The organism is Litoribacillus peritrichatus, from assembly GCF_039537985.1.
GTDB lineage: Bacteria > Pseudomonadota > Gammaproteobacteria > Pseudomonadales > Litoribrevibacteraceae > Litoribacillus > Litoribacillus peritrichatus.
Genome location: NZ_BAABBN010000004.1, coordinates 473,423 through 491,957, shown reverse-complemented (window position 1 = coordinate 491,957; position 18,535 = coordinate 473,423). Strand labels below are relative to the sequence as shown.

The following is an 18,535-nucleotide window of genomic DNA, read 5'->3' as shown; positions in this document are numbered from 1 at the left end:
ACAACATCGATTTTATGAAACACAAGGGTTGTTATTCAACCTCGATGCCGTAACCGGACAACAGCACAATAAACGCGTCCTCATCGATAACTTCAACACCCAGTTCTTCCGCTTTCGCCAGTTTAGAGCCAGCGCCCGGCCCAGCTACGACACAGCTCGTTTTCTTCGAAACACTGCCCGCCACTTTGGCCCCTAAACTTTGTAGCAACTCTTTGCCTTCCGTTCGCGATACCCGCTCTAACGATCCGGTCAATACATAGGTAGTTCCCGCTAACGGAAGTTCCGAAGGATCTTTGACCTCAACACTCTCCCATCGGACGCCTTGTGCTATTAAATCAGTGATCGCCTCCCGGTTGGATTCATTTTCAAAGAAACAAACAATGTGCTCTGCGACAATAGGCCCGATGTCTTCAACTTCATTCAATCGCTCGACAGAAGCGGACATTAAAGCCTCCAGATTACCGAATGCTTTGGCCAGGTTTTGAGCGGTTGCTTCGCCCACCTCTCGAATGCCCAAGGAATATAAAAAACGGGCAAAGGTGGTTTGTTTACTCTGCTCCAAAGCGTTTATCAGCTTTTCAGCGGATTTTTCACCCATACGCTCCAACGAGGCCAAAGTTTTTGCCTCAAGCCGGAACAAGTCACCCAAACGGGTAACGAGTCCCTTATCCACTAACACATTAATGAGCTTTTCACCCAGCCCGTCGATTTCCATCGCTTTACGGGAAGCAAAATGAACAAAGGCTTCTTTTCTTTGAGCAGCGCACACCAAGCCTCCCGTACAACGGGCGACGGCTTCACCCTCCGTTCGCTCTACTTCGGAATCACACACCGGGCAGGAAGTCAGCATGATCACAGGCTTAGCATCTTCAGGCCGACGGTCTTCAACGACCTTGACCACCTGAGGAATCACATCACCGGCGCGGCGTACAATCACAGAATCGCCGATCATCAACCCTAAACGCTCGACCTCATCCATGTTGTGCAGCGTCACGTTGGATACCGTCACTCCGCCCACAAACACAGGGTCTAAACGACCAACCGGAGTGATCGCACCCGTTCGGCCCACCTGGAACTCAACATCGCGGAGTACGGTGATTTTTTCCTGAGCGGGAAATTTATGGGCAATTGCCCAACGTGGGGCACGCGACACAAACCCTAATTGATCTTGCAGATCAAAGTCATTCACTTTGAACACAATGCCATCAATTTCATAAGGCAATGTATCGCGTTTATTCAACAAGGATTGGTAATACGCGATGCATTGTTCAACGTTATCCACACGAGCCATTTCAGGGTTGGTCAGAAAACCCCATTCTTTCAGTTGATTCAATACATCAAAGTGACTGTTCGGAATGCTGCCGCCTTCGACGATCCCCACTGAGTAGCAACAAAACTCCAGCGGGCGTTTGGCAGTGAGCTTAGGATCAAGTTGGCGCAAACTGCCTGCCGCTGCGTTTCTCGGATTTACAAACAGCTTTTCACCGGACTCAAGCGCGCTTTGATTCAGTTTCTCAAAGCCTTTTTTCGGCATGTAAACTTCGCCTCGTACTTCAAGGCGCTCAGGGTATCCAGTTCCTGACAAACGCAGCGGAATCGAAGCCACTGTTCTTAAGTTCATCGTGATGTCTTCGCCCCGGTTACCATCCCCTCGGGTGGCACCACGCACCAACAAACCGTTTTCATACAACAAACTGGCTGCAATGCCGTCCAGCTTAGGCTCACAAGCATACTCAATATCAGCACTTTCAGGTTGATCCAGGACTTTCTTCACCCGAACATCAAAAGCCCGCATTTCTTCTTCGTTGAATACATTATCCAGCGACAACATCGGCATTTCATGGTCGACGGTCTGGAAAGCGGTCAGCGGTTTATCACCCACTCTTTGGGTGGGTGAATCCGGGGTAATGAGTTCAGGATGTTTCACTTCGATGGCTTTTAATTCATGAAAAAGCGCATCGTATTCACTGTCAGGAACGGTCGGATCATCCAATACATAATACTGATAATTATACTTATGGAGGGTTTGATGAAGCGTTTGCACCCGTTCGATTATTGCTTGTACTTCAGGTTTGTCTGAAGCACTGCCTTCCGCGAATAATCCGATTTGTTCTGACATATCTTGTTAATCCCGACTTCATGTCTCTGTGTTTCTTTAAACCCAATAGCGGATAAAAATCGTATTGAATTCAAAGTGTCATTTAAAACTGAAAGAGGCTCCCTAAGGAGCCTCTTTCATTCGCTCAACCAACGAGCTTAATTTGCTGTTCTGGAAAGACGTTTTTTGCGTTCGTAATCCCGAATTTCCTGACGAACATGCTCCGCAGTTTGTGCTGTCATCACGCTGTGCTGTTCGTCTTTAACCTCGCCACCCATGTTTTTAGCAATCACTTTGGCCATCTCATACATATAATCAAAGGCCTGAATGTTATCAACCGGCCCAGGCAGGCTCATAAAGAAGGTGACACCAGGGGTGGTTTGCTCATCCACTTTATCAAGGTCAAAGCTGCCAGGTTGAACGGAGCTGACCATGCTGAACTGCACATTGCCCTGACCATTATCCTCCTGATGACGATGAAAGATATCCATCTTTCCGTGTCGTAAACCACACGCTGCGGCCACATCCACCAAACGGCCACAGTTAAAACCGACAGTTTCATCTTTTGCTGCTACGTACAGCATGAAAACCCGTTCCGGGTCTTCGGTCGGTCCCAGGTGATCTGTCGTCAAACGACACTTCTCTAGTTGCTTACGTCGATCACTCATCTCTGGTTCAGCCGGCGCTTTCAGTTCTTCCGGTGACCGAAGTAATACATCTTCCGATTGTTCACTGATTTCAGAAAGGCCAATCGGGCGATCAGCCAAGTGAGTTTCTTTGTCTGAATCAGAAGATTGAGCTTCTTTGGTATCCGTTACATTCAGTTCAGGCTCTTCTGCTGCAAACTCAAAAGACATGCTCGACTGACTGGTATCGTCCTGCGTTTCTTCAGACACAGACACTGAGTCCATTAACACAGGAACACCGGCTTTATCGGCGTTTTCTTCCGTTTCCACCGTTTGACCGATGGTTGGCTCATGGCGCTCGTCATCACCACGGACTCTGGCCCCACCGTTAGGCAACTCACCGTTGCAATCTTCATTATCGTTTAAATTACTGAACTCAGACATGACGTCTTGCTTATGTTTTCTCATATGCAAGTAGCCATGAACCAAGATTGCTGCGACGACAAGCAATCCCACTAAAATCAACCATTCACGTAAACTGATATCCATGAACCCTTTACCCTAAAAATAATATGACGGTCTAACCTATTCCATGACTAAAAAAACAGGCCGAAACCCGCTTGCCATAGCGACCGAAACCAACATCCAAAACTAACAACCGAATTTAGTATATGCATACTAAAAAGGTCGCACATTGTACCCTCATACATCCGTCATTTGCTACCGATGTTACACTTTAACGATGGATAAATTTAACTGTCTATCATAGCGGCTGCCGCTTCAACATCAACGGATACAAGCCGTGAACAACCCGGTTCTTGCATAGTCACCCCTAATAATTGCTCTGCTTTTTCCATCGCAATCTTATTATGCGTAATATAAATAAACTGTACTTTACTGGACATCTCTTTTACCAGATTAGCGTATCGGCTCACATTCGCATCGTCCAAAGGCGCATCAACCTCATCCAGCATACAGAAAGGTGCCGGATTCAACTGGAAAATAGAAAACACCATCGCAATGGCAGTCAACGCTTTCTCTCCACCCGATAATAAGTGAATCGTACTGTTCTTTTTACCCGGCGGCCTTGCCATAATCGCCACCCCGGTGGTTAACAAGTCATCATCCGTCAGTTCAAGGTAAGCATGACCGCCACCAAAAACCTTAGGAAAAAGTTCACCAAGGCCTGCATTAATCTTATCAAAGGTATCTTTAAATCTGGCTTTTGTCTCACGATCAATTTTACGAATGGCACTTTCAAGCGTTTCAAGAGCCGTCGTTAAGTCCTCATTTTGCATATCCAGATAGCGCTTTCTTTCCGATTGACTCTGATATTCATCAATCGCAGCAAGGTTAATCGCACCTAAGCGCTGAATCCGCGCCTGAATCAGCCTCAACTCCTCTTCCCAACCTGCTTCGCTAATGCCTTCAGGCAAAAGTGTTAGTTGATTTTCAAGATCCACCTTTAGCTCATCAAGCTGCTCTTTTAAACCATTACGGCGAACCTGCAATGCCTGCCATTCCATGCGGTGATTTTCCAGAGTAGTCCGAACCCCTTGGGAAGAATGCTCTGCTTCGTTTCTCAACCGCTCTAACTCAGACACAGAATGATCCAACTCCTCCATGACCTTTCTTGCTTGAGTCAGCTGTGCTTCAACGTCCAATCGCTGCTCGATCATTTCTTCCAGCTGAAGACGCAGTTCTTCACCCGGATCAGACGTTTCCTCCAGCTCTGCGTTTAGCAGCTCATTACGCTCTCGTAAACGCTCAACCTGCTGTTCCATTCGACCAATGGCGGTATGAACAGACTGGTTTTGAGTTCTTAAAGATTCAACCTTTAGTCTTATGTCCTGATATTTCACGCTGATCGATTGCGATCGGCTTCTAACACTTTCTAATTGCTGTTGGGTTTGCTCTTTTTCACGTTCCAGTTGCTCACGTACAACAATGTTACTTTCGGCCAGCTCTAACGCTTCTTGCCAAAGAATTTTGGCGTCCGCCAAACTCTCACGATCAAATTCAATTTGCTCACTGACTTCTTCAATTTCAGCGTCAATCCGTTCTTTACGAACCAAAACCTGTTCAACCCGAACCCGTTTGGCATTCATTTCCGACTGAAGTTCACTTAATTGCCGCTCTAAGCGCATCAATTCTTTTTGCGCAAAATCTTTATTCTGTTCTTTTGACTTCAACTGTAAACGTGTGCTTTCAAGCTCAATTTCTGTGTCTTCCACAGAAAAATCCAGCTCATCAATACGTTCTTCCAAATACTCCAGTTCTTTTTGGCGACCAATAATGCCACTTTTACCAGCATCATTACCGGAAACACGCAACCAATTCGCACCCAACCAAACGCCATCTTTGGTAACAATAGAGTGCCCCGCCGGTAACGACGCCTGCAAAGGCAAAGCCTGGGCTAAATTTTCTGCTAAATAAACTTGATCCAACAACCCGCCCAAATCAATAGAACCTTCAACCTCCACCACGGACTGAATTGGAATGAGCGCCGAAAGCGCCGACGGAGCTGATGAATTCGAACCGGCCGTTGTGCCTTGAGTAATGATTGATAACGCACCGTCTTCGCAACCTTGCTCAAAGAAAGATGCGATTTGTTGATTTACGGTTTGTTGGGCAGTCGTCACCGCTTGCAAAAAATCGCCAAGTACGGTTTCAACCGCCAGATCCCAGCCGCCATGCACGGTCAAACATTTGGCTAATCTGGGCCGATCAAACAAACCATTATTTTTTAACCATCGATCAATAACTTCGTTACCATCGCCCAGCGCAGATTGCTGTAGCGCTTCCAGTGAAGCAAAGCGCCCTTTTGCACTTTGCAGTTCCGCCTGAAAATTCGCCACCTGCTTCCGCTTTTGTTCAATGGATTCTTGCTGCGAGGAAATTTCTTCGTTTGCAGCCTGAATGGACATTTGCTGCTGTTCAATTTTATCTTCCTGAATCAACAAGTCGTCTTTGAGTGATTCAATCTCCGCCTCGGCACTGCCTATGACCAGGCTGTCCTGCTCTTCTTGCAGGCGTTTCTGCTTCCTGATATGACGGTCGATGTTTTCTTCGAACTGACGAATTTTGGTTTGCTGAACTTCGGCTTCTTTTTCAGGCTGAGAGGCTTCAGCCATATATTGATCCCAACGCTGCTGCCATTGTTGCCGTGCTTCTTCAGCCTCTTCCAGCATCAACGAGCTTTCTTCTCGTTCTTGGGAAAGCATTTCCAGTTCCGGCTCAATTTCGTCCAGCTCATCCTGAAGAATCGCCCTTTGTTCTTTTTCCTGCTCCAGTTCACGTAGCCCTTCCGCCAACTGAAGCTTAACATCGTTTAAATCCCGTTCGAGCTTCACCGCTCTTTCGTTCTGATGCTCAATGGATTGCTCGGTACGGGCAATTTGAGAGCCTAACTGGTAGAAGAGGCCTTGAACTTCATTAAACTGATCAGATGCCTCGGTGTGGGCCAGGCGTTTTTCTTCAATGTCCGCATCAAATGAGCGCTGACCCGCCAGTGCGGCTTCAAACCGAACCTCTAAATCCTGAATCAGTTTTTCTTTTTCTTTCACCTGATTATCAAGGTCTTGCCAGCGGAGCGTTAACAGTTCCGTCTTGGTTTTACGTTCTTCAGATTTCAGGTTTTTGTATTTCTCTGCCGATTCCGCCTGCTTCTTCAAGTGTTCCAGCTGGCGCTCTAATTCATCGCGTAAATCGGTTAATCGTTCCAGGTTTTCATGCGTTCGGCGCATCCGGTTTTCAGTATCACGACGCCGGTCTTTATACCGCGAAATACCCGCCGCCTCTTCAATAAAGGTTCTTAATTCTTCCGGTTTGGCCTCAACAAAACGAGAAATCATGCCCTGCTCAATAATGGCATAACTTCTTGGCCCCAGGCCCGTGCCCATAAATAAGTCGGTAATATCACGACGACGGCACTTAGTCCCGTTTAAGAAATACTGAGACTGACCATCGCGGGTAACACGTCGTTTCACTGATATTTCAGCGTAACCGGCGTACTCACCCAACAAAGTGCCATCTGAATTATCAAACACCAGTTCAATGAAAGCCTGATTGACCGGCTTTCTCGAGTTAGAACCATTAAAAATAACGTCCGTCATCGAGTCACCACGAAGGTTTTTCGCCGATGACTCCCCCATAACCCACTTCACCGCATCAATGGTATTCGACTTTCCGCAACCATTCGGCCCGACAATGCCACACATATTACTAGGGAAAGGAATGGTGGTCGGATCAACAAAGGATTTGAAGCCCGCCAGTTTAATGCATTTAAGTCTCATACAATGGAGATCTCGTGAATTCGGTCAGCCAGTCTTATGGGATAGTAATCTGTAGTAATACTTAATTAGTCGTCTAAGGTTTTCAGAACTTCTAGCTTTTGAGTGTCAACGTAGCTGCGAACCAGCTGTGCACTTTTTTCTTTATTTCGCGTCACCACGGATTCCATGATTCCCTCGAAAAAAGCCACATTATCCTGAAAATCTCCGCCCTTACTCTTTAGCGCTAAATAATAAGTCCGTTGGACGACGGGTTTGAAATTGATGAGCACCTCCATCAGATACACGTTTTTCGCTATTGAATAGGCTTGCTCCATGATTTCAAACCCAAGTTCAAAAATTCGCTCCAAGTGTTCACCGCCAATTTTAGCCGCACGCATCACTTCAAACTTTTTAATCAGCGGATCAAGGTCAGCGCCTGACCAGTTCTCGGTTACTTTAACCGCCAACAGTTCCAACAGTTCGCCGTACACTTCATACAGGTTTTCAACGTGAGAACGCGTTATTTCAGTCACAACCGCACCTCGGCGAGGAATAATATCCACCAAATGCCGACGCTCCAGAATTAATAATGCTTCTCTGACCGACCCCCGACTGACATCCAGTTCGCCAGCGATGCGCAATTCCTGAATTCTCTCCCCCGGCTTTATTTCACCACGAATGATCTTAGAAGCTAAATGGGTAGCAATTTGCTCTGAAAGACTTTCAACGACTTTAAATGACATATGAGGTGTTTATTCCCTTATATTGCGTATGGCGGCAGCAAAGAAATCGCAACGTAACCAAACACAGATTTTCCTGCAACAATAACCCGCTAATGTTATACCAAGCGAGACCTAAAAAGAACTCTGGATCAGGGGATGCCGGGGTGAAATAAACAGTACAAAAGAACCAGGCTCCTGATCAGAAACCTGGATAAGCAATTTCAGCTATTGAGTTAACTCTAAAACGATGGGCTTTGCAGACTCCGCCACAACAACCGGCTTACTGACTACTTCAACATCCCCTTCGGAAGGCATTGCGGTGCCTGTAATGGATATTCTGGCCACCACTTCAACTTGCTCTGCATCCGACAGTTTTGCCATCCCGGCCATGGAAGTTGAATCATCCAAAGTCAATTGAAGCGGCAACTCACTTAACGACGTTGTCTGAATCGACAAAGGCATACGAGGACCGTTCACGTGCCGGGCATACACAAAGACTTTGGTTTGTTCTGCAAACTGAGAACGAACGTCGTCCGTTACACCAACAGCGACGGTTAAGCCTGAAAAATCCGACACTTCTGCAGCCACTGCATCAGAAACCTGAGCTTCTGCAGGCGCTGAACTCACCCCGGTTTTTTCTTCCAATCGCTTACGGGCATTAGCAATACCCTGACGAAGAGACTCTGCATTTGGCCCGTCTTCGACCATGCCTAAAATCTTCTGCCATTGATCGATCGCAGTTTGATAATCCTCTTTTTCAAAAGCAAAGATACCGGCCAAACCAAGCGCCGTCGGTTCTTGCGGGTCAAGCGTTAATGCCTGAGCTATCAAGTCTTCCGCTTCCTGCGTTATGGTCGATGGGTCTGAGAAATAAACCGCCTGAGCCAAATTCGCAAGCACCATAGCTTCACCCGGCTTACCCTTTGATAACTCAACCGCCACTCTTAATGGTTTGATCGCGTCCGCTGTTCGACCCAGAGTCAAATACGTCCGCGCTAACAACAACTGACCATCCAAACGATCCGGATTTTCCTCAAGCTGCTGCTCCAGCCGAACCAACAACTCTTCTTCAGATAAGTCAGAAACCTGTTTAAGACTTTCAGCCATTTCCAGACTGTCCGGTGAGACGCCCATCTTGTTATAAGTTGCCAAGGCTCCGACCGAACAAATCAAACCAATCGCCGCCAGAACAACAAACGATTTAGATGACACGGAATGATTCGCCGACGCCGCCGACTCAGAACCAACCGACTGCATATCCAACAAGTAGCGATCTTCCAGCTCTCGCTTTTGTTCATCAAACGAAGCCTGATCGAACAGGCCTTCAGCCAAATCCTGTTCCAGTTGATTCACATGCTCTTTAAATACCTGAGTATTAAGTACCGATTGATCTTTCACGTGCGGTTCCACTTCAAAGGACTTGGCCATTCGAAGCGGCATTAAAAAGAGCAACAACATGACAGCAGTCATTAGTGCAATTACCAGCCACAATAATGTCATTCTGTTATTTCTCCGAGTTCTTATTCATTAATTGACGAATTCGTTCCTGACGCTCTTCTTCCGAGAGGCTCGCCTCTTTATCATCACTGGAATCCTGTTTATTTCGGCGAAGCACAACCACCACCACAATAAACCCAATGAATAAAAACACGGCCGGGCCATACCAAAGTAAATAAGTAACCTCTTTAACTTCAGGACGATACAATACGAAATCCCCGTACCGGGCGACCAGGTGCGACTTGATTTCCTCATCGTTCTTGCCCTGATCCATCAGATCCCGGACTTTTTGGCGCAAATCAATGGCGATTTGCGAATCCGAGTCGGCCAGGTTTTGGTTCTGGCATTTTGGACAACGAAGTTCATCAATTAACGTTTGATAGCGTTCTTTTTCGACTTCAGTATCAAACTCCAGTAGTTCGATTACGGCAAAACTCGAACAACTGAACGACAGAATGATCAAACAAACAAAGCGTTTTAAAGCACTGTGAATCATAGTTCGGACCACTTCTGAAATTCAGGCTGAATTTTTTCTTTCCAAACCCGGTCATTAACATCACCCACATGCTTTAAACGAACAACGCCGTTTTTATCCAGTAAGTACGTCTCCGGCGCGCCGTACACCCCAAGATCAAGGCCGATCATGCCGTCTTCGTCTTGAACGTTGAACTCATACGGGTTGCCTAATTGTTGCAGCCAAACCTTCGCTTTTTCCGTCTCATCTTTGTAATTGACACCAAAGATTTTAACGCCTTCGCGAGCTAACTTATTAAGGTAGGCATGTTCTTGTTTACAGGTCGGGCACCAGGTTGCCCAGATATTAACAAGTGCCACCTCACCTTTAAGATCCGCTTCTGACACCTGTTTGCCATCCAGAGTACTGGCAGCAAATGCAGGGAATGGCTTCCCTATCAGCGCAGAAGGAAGCTCTTTCGGGTCAAGACTTAATCCCCGAAACAAGAAGAAGCCTAACAATAAAAAAATAATAAAAGGGACAAATAGCGCTAATCGTCTCATTTTAAGCCACTCCCGTATTTCTTGCGCGGTAACGCTTATCTGCTACCGCAAGAATGCCACCAATGGCCATCAGGATAGAACCTAACCAAATCCAACGAATGAAAGGTTTAACATGGACACGAACCGCCCAGGCACGACCCTCACCCAAAGGTTCACCCAATGACACGTACAAATCCCGGGTTAAACCCGGATCAATTCCGGCTTCCGTCATGATCTGACGACTGACGTTATATTTACGCTTTTCAGGATGAATGGAGCTGATTTCCTCGTCGTTTTTATAAACTCTGAAATCCCCTACGTCCGCGACATAGTTTGGCCCGCGCACCCCTTTCGTGCCCATGAAGTCAAAGCGGTACTCTTCCACCTGAATGGAATCACCGGCAGACATTCTCAGGTCTTCCTGGTGATCATAAACCGCCACCATGCATATGCCGATCAGGGTAACCACCACACCCAGATGCGCAAATTGCATACCATAGTAGCTTGCAGGCAACTTCTTCAGACGATCCATCCAGTGAGTACGACCGTTAGATTTGTCTTTCAAATCCACAATGATTGAGCCCATTACCCAGAATGCCAACGTCATAGACATCCAGACAGCACCATCAAAGTCGCCATCGTAAACAAATGGCACAATCAAGCCCGCTATTATGGCAATGATGAAGACTGCGGTTAATTTACCAATCAGGTATTGGGCCTTTGTGGCTTTCCAACGACTGGAAGGCCCCACACCCAAAAAGACAACCAACAAACACATCATAGGAACAAAGACTGCGTTGAAGTACGGAGGTCCTACAGAAATCTTACCCAGATCCAACGCATCAAGTAACAGCGGATAAAGCGTTCCCAGCAAAATCACAGATGCTACGACGGTCAGAATAATGTTGTTAATCAACAAGAAAGTTTCACGAGAAAGCGCTTTATATTTAACTTTGGAGTGCACTGTTGGTGCCTTTAATGCGTAAAGCAATAACGAACCACCAAACGTAATCGCTAACAGCACAAGAATAAAATAGCCACGCGTAGGATCAGTCGCAAACGCATGAACCGAAGTTAATACGCCAGAACGAACCAAGAAAGTACCCAATAAACTTAGCGAGAACGCCACGATGGCCAACAAGACAGTCCAGCTTTTGAAAGCACCACGCTTTTCAGTCACTGCCAACGAGTGAATCAAAGCCGTACCCACCAGCCAAGGCATGAAAGAAGCGTTTTCTACCGGGTCCCAGAACCACCAGCCACCCCAGCCAAGTTCGTAATACGCCCACCAACTACCCAGCGAAATACCCAATGTCAGGAACATCCAGGCAATCAATGTCCAAGGGCGAGACCACTTAGCCCAGGCAGCGTCTAATTTTCCTGTCATCAATGCTGCAATCGCAAATGCGAACGAAACCGCAAAGCCAACATACCCCATGTACAACATAGGAGGATGAACAATCAGGCCAAAATCCTGAAGCAGTGGGTTTAAATCAGCACCGTCTTCCGGAATATTAGGCAATAGGCGTTCAAATGGGTTCGACGTGACCAGTGTGAACAAAATAAAACCGGTACAAACCATACCTAACACAGCTAAAACACGGGCAAGTACATCGGCAGGTAAGCTTTTACTGAAAATTGAAACAGCAAATGCCCAAGCACCTAAAATTAAAACCCAAAGCAACATGGAACCTTCGTGAGCACTCCACACAGCTGAAAATTTAAAGCCAAACGGCAACATAGTGTTGGAATGGTTCGCAACGTATTTAACAGAGAAATCATCCTGTAAAAAGGATAAGGTCAAACACACAAAACTGATCACCAGGAAGGAAAAGACCCCCCAGGTTAAAGGTTTGGCTGATATCTGAAACACTAAGTTATTACGAGCAGTGCCGTACAAAGGTAAAATGGACAAAGCAACAGACATTACTAAGGCCAATATTAAGGCGTAGTGCCCTATTTCCGGGATCATAAAAGGCAACTCCTACTGCTGTTCAATCTTGTCAGAATGACCGGACTTTTCTAATGCATCAGCCACTTCGGGCGGCATATAGTTTTCATCGTGTTTTGCCAAAACTTCACTGGCCACAAACACCTTGGACTGATTTAATTTTCCGGTTACAACAATACCCTGACCTTCACGGAACAAATCAGGAAGAATCCCCGTATATTCCACTGTCACTTCGTTGGCATAATCCGTTAACACAAACTCCACTTTCAGACTGCTTGGATCGCGCTTCACACTGTTCTCAAGAACCATCCCGCCAGCACGAATACGCTGTTCAATCGGCGCTTCCCCCTGAGCTATCTGAGTCGTAGAGAAAAATAAATTAATATTTGAAGACAATGCCGAAAGAATTAGGGCAATCGCTGCACTGGCAGCTACCACAATCAAACACACTGCGATCAGACGTTTTTTCCGTTTAGGATGCATAGCCATGAATTACCCCTCAAGCTCTTGTCGTCGAACATACTTCTTCACTCTTTGTTCGGCTAACTTCCTGATCCGCCCAACCCACCAAATATTTAAACCTATTACTAAAGCGCCCACAGCATACGCCAACCACACGTACAAACCATGACCACCCATTTCGATAAAGGCCTGAAATGACTCAAACTCACCCACGTATTACAACTCCACACCAAAGAGCGATCTTTGTCGCTTTAAGAATTAATTTTTAATTAATTTCTTTTGCAGCCACTTCGCTTTGAACTCACGTTCAATCACTTCGGCACGCATTCTTTTAAATAAAATCCAACCAAAAAAGAGGTAAAAACCAATCACCATCAGCAAAAGAGGTAACCACATTTCTGCTGGCATGGCCGGTTTTTCTGTTAACTTGAACGTGGCTGGCTGATGGAGAGTATTCCATAGCTCAACCGAATATTTGATGATGGGTATATTAACCAACCCAACCAAAGATAAAATGGCCGTTGAACGCCCTGCGGTTTCACGGTTATCAATGGCGGAATAAAGGGCTATGACCCCTAAATATAAGAACAAAAGAATCAGCATGGACGTCAATCGCGCATCCCACACCCACCAGGTTCCCCAGGTTGGCTTCCCCCAGATGGCGCCGGTGGCGAGCGCGATAAAAGCAAAAGAAGCGCCTATCGGAGCACAATGTTTAGCCGCCATGTCGGCAAGCTTAATGCGCCAGATTAAATTAATTGCTCCGGCAACCGCCATCATCATAAAAATGGACTGAGACAAAATAGCGGATGGCACATGCAGATAAATAATTCTGAAACTGTTGCCTTGCTGATAATCTTCGGGCGCAAATATCAGGCCCCAAATCAAGCCGACAGTCAATAACATCAACGCCGGAATACCTAACCACGGCAACCAACGTTCACTTTTTTCAAAGAACCACTTTGGCGAAGCCCAGCTATGAAACCAACGCTTAAACTTTGCTTTAAAACTCATCCGTTACCCATACTTATCTTCAACGACGCAGAACACGCAAAAGGTGCGCTTGCCAAACTAAACAATAACAAAGCTGCCAAAAGGCTTAACTGACCTGTGACAGGTTGTTCCATAATTACCCCTTGCAAAGCCCCCGTTCCGAAAATCAATACCGGAATAAAAAAGGGTATGACCAGCAAAGGTAATAAAAGTGCCCCTCTTTTGAGTCCCACAGTCAAAGCGGAACCAATGGCCCCAACCAGACTTAATGTTGGTAAACCAAGCAGAAGACTGATCACCATAACCCCGTAGGCCTCACTTGGGAGGTTAAGCATATAGGCTAATACCGGGGCAATAAACACCAAAGGCAATCCTGTTACCAAAAAGTGGGTTAAAACTTTGGCTATAGCGATCAAAAAGCCGGGCATCGGAGAAACTAACATGCGCTCTAACGAGCCGTCTTCGAAGTCGGTACGAAACATATTTTCCATCGACAACATGGAGGCGAGCAGTGCTGCCACCCAAATAATACCGGGTGCAATGTTGGCCAACTCATTTGGATCGGGGGAAACACCTAAAGGGAATAAGGTTATGACCATCACAAAAAACATCAGCGGATTGATGATGTCACTTTTCTGACGGAAGGCAAGTTTCAGGTCACGTGATAATAATGCAAAAAATCCGAGATCAGCCGGCATGTCTTCCTCTCGGTGCAAATTCATCCAGATTTACTTTCATTAAAGAGTCGATGTTCATCACATGATGGGTCGTTACCAACACGGCTCCGCCCTGCGCTGCATGCTCCGCGATCCTGGCTTCAAGCTGGTCGACACCAGCCAGGTCAATGGCAGTAAACGGCTCATCCAAAATCCATACAGGTAAGTCGAGTAAGTACAACTGAGCCAAGGCAACACGACGATTCTGACCTGCCGACATAGAGTGACATTCCACATCCTCGTATCCTTTCAACCCGACCTTTGCTAATGCCTCGTCAATTTCTTCTTGTGTGACTTTACGATAAGGTGCGGTCAACCACTCCAAATTTTCAGTAGCAGTTAACGCAGATTTAATCGAGGCTTTGTGTCCGATGTAGAGTAAATTACTGAAGAAGTCATCCCGCTCCTGATGTAAGGGTTTACCTTTCCAGGTGAGCTGACCTTCAAAATCTGGCATCAACCCCAACAACGTACGAATAAGAGACGTCTTGCCGGAACCATTACGGCCGACTAACTGAACCACCTTTCCTGCGGAAACAGAAAAGTTCAGGTTTTTAAATAAAAGCCGGTCGTCCCGTTCGATCAGAAGTTGGTCTACCGAGAGGTAGTCTGTCATGCCAAAAACACCAATTACTTTAGAAGTCAGGAATATACTACAAAACCGTTGTATTATTAACTGATGTATCTCAGTGTCATGGATTTTTCACATGCAGCCTAATCTACACACAGGACAGTTGGCCACAGGGCAATTTCGGCAAGCCGTTATTTCTCCGTCTTCATCGAGTTCAATCTCCCCGGCGGAATTGGCCAGCCTCAGCAACGGCCAACAAATTAAAGCAGAAGTCTTAACAGCCACACTCGAACAAATTTCCACTCAAAAACAATCCATTGCACAATACAAAGCCCAAGTAGTCATCCAAGGCAAAGTCTTTGAACTAACAACGCAATTCCCTCTAGATAAAGGGGATCAACTGGAATTAAAAGTCACCAATAAAAACCAGTTAGTCATAGAAAAAGTCATTCCTGCGTCACCCACATCAAGAGATGCAGTACAAAACGCCTCCGTTAAAACGGCCGAACCGACAAGCGCAACGGCTCAAATCAACAATACCGCGACCAATGCTACAGCAACCAAAGATCAAGCGACTCAAAAACCAATCACTAACGAACAGATAAACCATGTTATCCGTATGTGGTTGAGTCAGTCCCGACCGGCAATTGGTGCGTTGCTGGACCTTAGCCTGACCATGGAAGCAGCCAATAAAATCATAGAGAGCCTCCCTTCCTTTCAGCAAACGCCAGTACAACCCGGCATTCATCCCCTCACAAGCAGTCAACAGCATTTAAGCACCATTCTGAAAACGGTTTCAGAAGCCATTCAGGCAGAAATTTTCAAAACACTTCCTCATACCAACCAACAACAATTTAAAAACAATGTCAGCGCACTCATCAAAGAACTGATCCATTGGCAAAACACACCGGCAAACAACAGCAAAACAGAAACCAGCCAGCCAGTGGCAACAGCAAACCTGAATTCAGGCAATTTAGCACCACAGGGAAAACAAACGTTAATTGGCGCTTTATTAAAACTGCAGGTCACCATTCAGGAATCATTAAACAAAGCGGTGACGCCACCATCAACCAGCGGGCCCAATCAAAGCAGTCAACAAATAACTGCGACCCCAGTAACCTCCACCCAAGCAACATCAACGAATACGCACATTCCGATATTGCACGAATGGACTCAGATACTGTCACTCATGACGCCGGCTACGTCTTCACAAAACGATATGCTCGACTGGATGCTGGAATCTATTCGACGCATTTCAGGCTCCGGCCTTAAAACAGACGTCAGTGCATCCGTTTTAGATAAGTTAGCCGCCCAAGAGACTAAACCAACTCAGTCTCTGCCACCCAACCAAACCGCCGGCACACCACAAGCCGCCATTGATTCGAGCCAGTGGTTGAAGCTGGCCGAATTTCGAAAACACCAGCTGTTTACAGGCAACATCAAGCATTCGCTGCTGCAAAGTACCAGCGACCTTCAGATCAGCAACACCCTGAGGCAATTATTAGTCAACGTGGAAGAACTGGCGGGCAGAATGTCTGCACTGAGACTGGCCTCCGCCAGCTCACAATTAGAAACATCCAGCAATAACCTGCTCCATATTGATTTACCTGTGATGACTAATTCCGGGCCAACCTCCGTTGAGATGGACATGGAGCAAATCAACCCCGACGAAAAACAGGAAAACGATCGAGATAAAAAGCTGAAAAATCACTGGTTGGTGCACTTGAAATTCGAACTGCCACCTCTGGCGCCTTTCATTGGGCAAATACGGTTCGACCCGTCTCAGAGCACACTAACGGCCAACTTTTTCACCAACCATAAGGAAACGCTGGCGTTTCTCAACAAAAACCTGGCGGGTCTGGAAGAAAGTCTTAAAAACCGGAGCAAAGCGACCGTTAAAGTAAACACCCGCTTTGGTATCATTGATATGCCAAGAGAGGCGTTGATCAAACAGACGCACCACCAAGTGAATGTAAACGTATGAGTAATACCGAAAAGCCCATCGACACTGCTGTTGCATTACAGTACGACGGCAAACAAGCGCCTACAATTACCGCCAAAGGCGAAGAAGAGTTAGCTCGTCAAATCGTAGAAATCGCTGAAGAACACGGAATCCCGCTTTACCACGACGAAAAACTGGCGCGGACTTTATCAAGGATGGACTTGGGAAGTGAGATTCCGGAAGAGTTATACAGAACCATTGCTGAGATCATTGCATTCGCTTATCAACTTCAGGGGCGTGTCCCGGAGGGCTTCACGCCACCTGAGCAAGATGACTTATGACCTAAAACTTATAACTTACACTTACAGCCTGAATGTATGACCTGCATTTATGACTTAGGCCTACCCCAAACAGAACGTTTGCAATCGTGCCATTAAACCTTTGCTTTTAATGCGCGGAAGCCCCTAATGGCTGACGATTAACCAGCATCAACAACTCAGCTTCTGCGCTGGATAAACCACAGCTGTTAACAATATCTTCAGCATCGGCACCCATCTGTATCAAACGAGAAGCCTGGTTATACGGTAAGGCATTTGGGTCCTGGAATTCGAGGTCTTGCTGCTTTTCTACGGTCTCAGCCAGCTCTTTCTCAATGCCCATGACTTTTTTACCGACACCGATACTGCTGCTTCTAAAAGCGCTGAACTCGCGTAACACCACAGACAACTCTTCAGACATACTCTGCCGAGCCAGCTCACTTTTTTTATAGCACATAAACGACACAACAACCGCAATCAGGCTTGCCGCTGTAACCAGACCAAAACTTACCATCCAAGTGAATTCCATAACCCCTCCAGTTATACATAGTCATCAATATGGGGATACTGATCGTCTTCCGAATCCGACGGTTTTTCGTCTTCTTCTGCACGGTCAGGCAAGTCCTCGTTTAACGTTGAGTCTTGCTCTGAGTATTCAGTATCTTCCTTATTTTCATCCTGGTACTTACGAATTTTTCTCACCCTGGGTACTGGGGTCAATCCATCCACTTTCCCAATGCTTGGAGGCAACATGTCATCCACCCGATGTTCACTAAAGAGCTGACATTTCGGCCCACTCTTCTTCAGTCATCAGTTTTTCAAGATCCACAAGAATCAATAATTCATTGTTCTTGTGACACACACCCTGAATGAATTTGGCACTTTCTTCAGTACCCACATTCGGAGCAGTTTCAATCTCGGATTGACGCAGATAAACCACTTCTGCCACTGCATCAACCAAAATACCGACAACCTGGTTTTCAACTTCAATGATCACAATACGGGTATTATCCGTTGTGTCCGCTGAGGTCAATCCAAACCGTGTACGGGTATCAATAACAGTGACAACACTGCCACGTAAATTAATGATTCCCAAAACATATGGTGGAGCCCCCGGAACTGGCGCAATCTCCGTATAACGTAATACTTCACGAACTTGCATTACATTAATGCCATAGGTTTCATCGTCTAATCGAAATGTAACCCATTGCAGAATAGGATCTTCGCCAGCCTGAGATGAATGCGCTGCCATCTTCTACCTCGTAACACCAATATTAATAACCCGTAAGATCATAACGTCTTACACACTTACATTCAGTTTAGAGCAGTTTACTGAATTCTTTGTCGGCTGCGAGAAAAATTTCCTTAGC

18 protein-coding genes are annotated in these 18,535 nt (G+C 46.2%); 2 read left to right on the top strand and 16 right to left on the bottom strand.

Annotated features, from left to right (window positions below; genetic code table 11):
* Positions 1 to 31 precede the first annotated feature (31 nt).
* The 13 genes from ligA to ccmA all read right to left on the bottom strand — a co-directional run bounded on the left by ligA (position 32) and on the right by ccmA (position 14,951).
* Complete coding sequence (gene ligA, locus ABD744_RS03400) at positions 32 to 2,119, bottom strand: NAD-dependent DNA ligase LigA (protein ID WP_344795461.1); 2,088 nt, start codon at positions 2,117 to 2,119, stop codon at positions 32 to 34.
* Positions 2,120 to 2,256: 137 nt separating this feature from the next.
* Positions 2,257 to 3,273: a cell division protein ZipA gene (zipA, locus tag ABD744_RS03395; protein WP_344795459.1), complete on the bottom strand. Its 1,017-nt coding sequence runs from the start codon at positions 3,271 to 3,273 to the stop codon at positions 2,257 to 2,259.
* A gap of 203 nt (positions 3,274 to 3,476) precedes the next feature.
* Positions 3,477 to 7,019: a chromosome segregation protein SMC gene (gene smc, locus ABD744_RS03390; protein WP_344795457.1), complete on the bottom strand. Its 3,543-nt coding sequence runs from the start codon at positions 7,017 to 7,019 to the stop codon at positions 3,477 to 3,479.
* A 65-nt stretch (positions 7,020 to 7,084) separates the two neighbouring features.
* Positions 7,085 to 7,741 carry a GntR family transcriptional regulator gene (locus ABD744_RS03385; protein ID WP_344795455.1) on the bottom strand — a complete coding sequence of 219 codons (657 nt, stop codon included), beginning with the start codon at positions 7,739 to 7,741 and terminating at the stop codon, positions 7,085 to 7,087.
* A gap of 204 nt (positions 7,742 to 7,945) precedes the next feature.
* Complete coding sequence (ccmI, locus tag ABD744_RS03380) at positions 7,946 to 9,220, bottom strand: c-type cytochrome biogenesis protein CcmI (protein ID WP_344795452.1); 1,275 nt, start codon at positions 9,218 to 9,220, stop codon at positions 7,946 to 7,948.
* Between the two features lie 4 nt (positions 9,221 to 9,224).
* Positions 9,225 to 9,713 carry a cytochrome c-type biogenesis protein gene (locus ABD744_RS03375; RefSeq protein ID WP_344795450.1) on the bottom strand — a complete coding sequence of 163 codons (489 nt, stop codon included), beginning with the start codon at positions 9,711 to 9,713 and terminating at the stop codon, positions 9,225 to 9,227.
* The gene (locus ABD744_RS03370) at positions 9,710 to 10,234 is read right to left on the bottom strand and encodes a DsbE family thiol:disulfide interchange protein (protein WP_344795448.1); all 525 of its coding nucleotides are present in this window, start codon (positions 10,232 to 10,234) and stop codon (positions 9,710 to 9,712) included. Before ABD744_RS03370 ends, ABD744_RS03375 begins: the two co-directional genes overlap by 4 nt.
* Before the next feature lies 1 nt (position 10,235).
* Positions 10,236 to 12,185 (bottom strand): heme lyase CcmF/NrfE family subunit, encoded by a 1,950-nt coding sequence (locus ABD744_RS03365; RefSeq protein WP_344795446.1) that lies wholly within the window; start codon positions 12,183 to 12,185, stop codon positions 10,236 to 10,238.
* A gap of 12 nt (positions 12,186 to 12,197) precedes the next feature.
* Positions 12,198 to 12,647 carry a cytochrome c maturation protein CcmE gene (ccmE, locus tag ABD744_RS03360; protein ID WP_344797705.1) on the bottom strand — a complete coding sequence of 150 codons (450 nt, stop codon included), beginning with the start codon at positions 12,645 to 12,647 and terminating at the stop codon, positions 12,198 to 12,200.
* Positions 12,648 to 12,656: 9 nt separating this feature from the next.
* Positions 12,657 to 12,839, bottom strand: coding sequence for a heme exporter protein CcmD (ccmD, locus tag ABD744_RS03355; protein WP_344795444.1), 183 nt, complete (start codon positions 12,837 to 12,839; stop codon positions 12,657 to 12,659).
* Between the two features lie 45 nt (positions 12,840 to 12,884).
* Positions 12,885 to 13,640: a heme ABC transporter permease gene (locus ABD744_RS03350; RefSeq protein WP_344795442.1), complete on the bottom strand. Its 756-nt coding sequence runs from the start codon at positions 13,638 to 13,640 to the stop codon at positions 12,885 to 12,887.
* The gene (ccmB, locus tag ABD744_RS03345; protein WP_344795440.1) at positions 13,637 to 14,341 is read right to left on the bottom strand and encodes a heme exporter protein CcmB; all 705 of its coding nucleotides are present in this window, start codon (positions 14,339 to 14,341) and stop codon (positions 13,637 to 13,639) included. Before ccmB ends, ABD744_RS03350 begins: the two co-directional genes overlap by 4 nt.
* The gene (gene ccmA, locus ABD744_RS03340; RefSeq protein WP_344795438.1) at positions 14,307 to 14,951 is read right to left on the bottom strand and encodes a cytochrome c biogenesis heme-transporting ATPase CcmA; all 645 of its coding nucleotides are present in this window, start codon (positions 14,949 to 14,951) and stop codon (positions 14,307 to 14,309) included. Before ccmA ends, ccmB begins: the two co-directional genes overlap by 35 nt.
* Before the next feature lie 91 nt (positions 14,952 to 15,042).
* Between ccmA and ABD744_RS03335 the strand changes: the two genes are divergently transcribed.
* Together ABD744_RS03335 and ABD744_RS03330 are read left to right on the top strand one after the other, a co-directional pair.
* The gene (locus ABD744_RS03335) at positions 15,043 to 16,890 is read left to right on the top strand and encodes a hypothetical protein (protein ID WP_344795436.1); all 1,848 of its coding nucleotides are present in this window, start codon (positions 15,043 to 15,045) and stop codon (positions 16,888 to 16,890) included.
* The gene (locus ABD744_RS03330) at positions 16,887 to 17,189 is read left to right on the top strand and encodes an EscU/YscU/HrcU family type III secretion system export apparatus switch protein (RefSeq protein ID WP_344795434.1); all 303 of its coding nucleotides are present in this window, start codon (positions 16,887 to 16,889) and stop codon (positions 17,187 to 17,189) included. Before ABD744_RS03335 ends, ABD744_RS03330 begins: the two co-directional genes overlap by 4 nt.
* A gap of 106 nt (positions 17,190 to 17,295) precedes the next feature.
* Here ABD744_RS03330 and ABD744_RS03325 read toward each other — a convergent pair whose 3' ends face one another.
* The 3 genes from ABD744_RS03325 to ABD744_RS03315 are packed head-to-tail and all read right to left on the bottom strand — an operon-like array spanning position 17,296 to position 18,417.
* A complete protein-coding gene (locus ABD744_RS03325; protein ID WP_344795432.1) occupies positions 17,296 to 17,694 on the bottom strand; it encodes a DUF2802 domain-containing protein in 399 nt (132 codons plus the stop codon).
* Positions 17,695 to 17,705: 11 nt separating this feature from the next.
* The gene (locus ABD744_RS03320) at positions 17,706 to 17,918 is read right to left on the bottom strand and encodes a hypothetical protein (protein WP_344795430.1); all 213 of its coding nucleotides are present in this window, start codon (positions 17,916 to 17,918) and stop codon (positions 17,706 to 17,708) included.
* 19 nt (positions 17,919 to 17,937) lie between these two features.
* Positions 17,938 to 18,417, bottom strand: coding sequence for a chemotaxis protein CheW (locus ABD744_RS03315; RefSeq protein WP_344795428.1), 480 nt, complete (start codon positions 18,415 to 18,417; stop codon positions 17,938 to 17,940).
* Positions 18,418 to 18,535 lie beyond the last annotated feature (118 nt).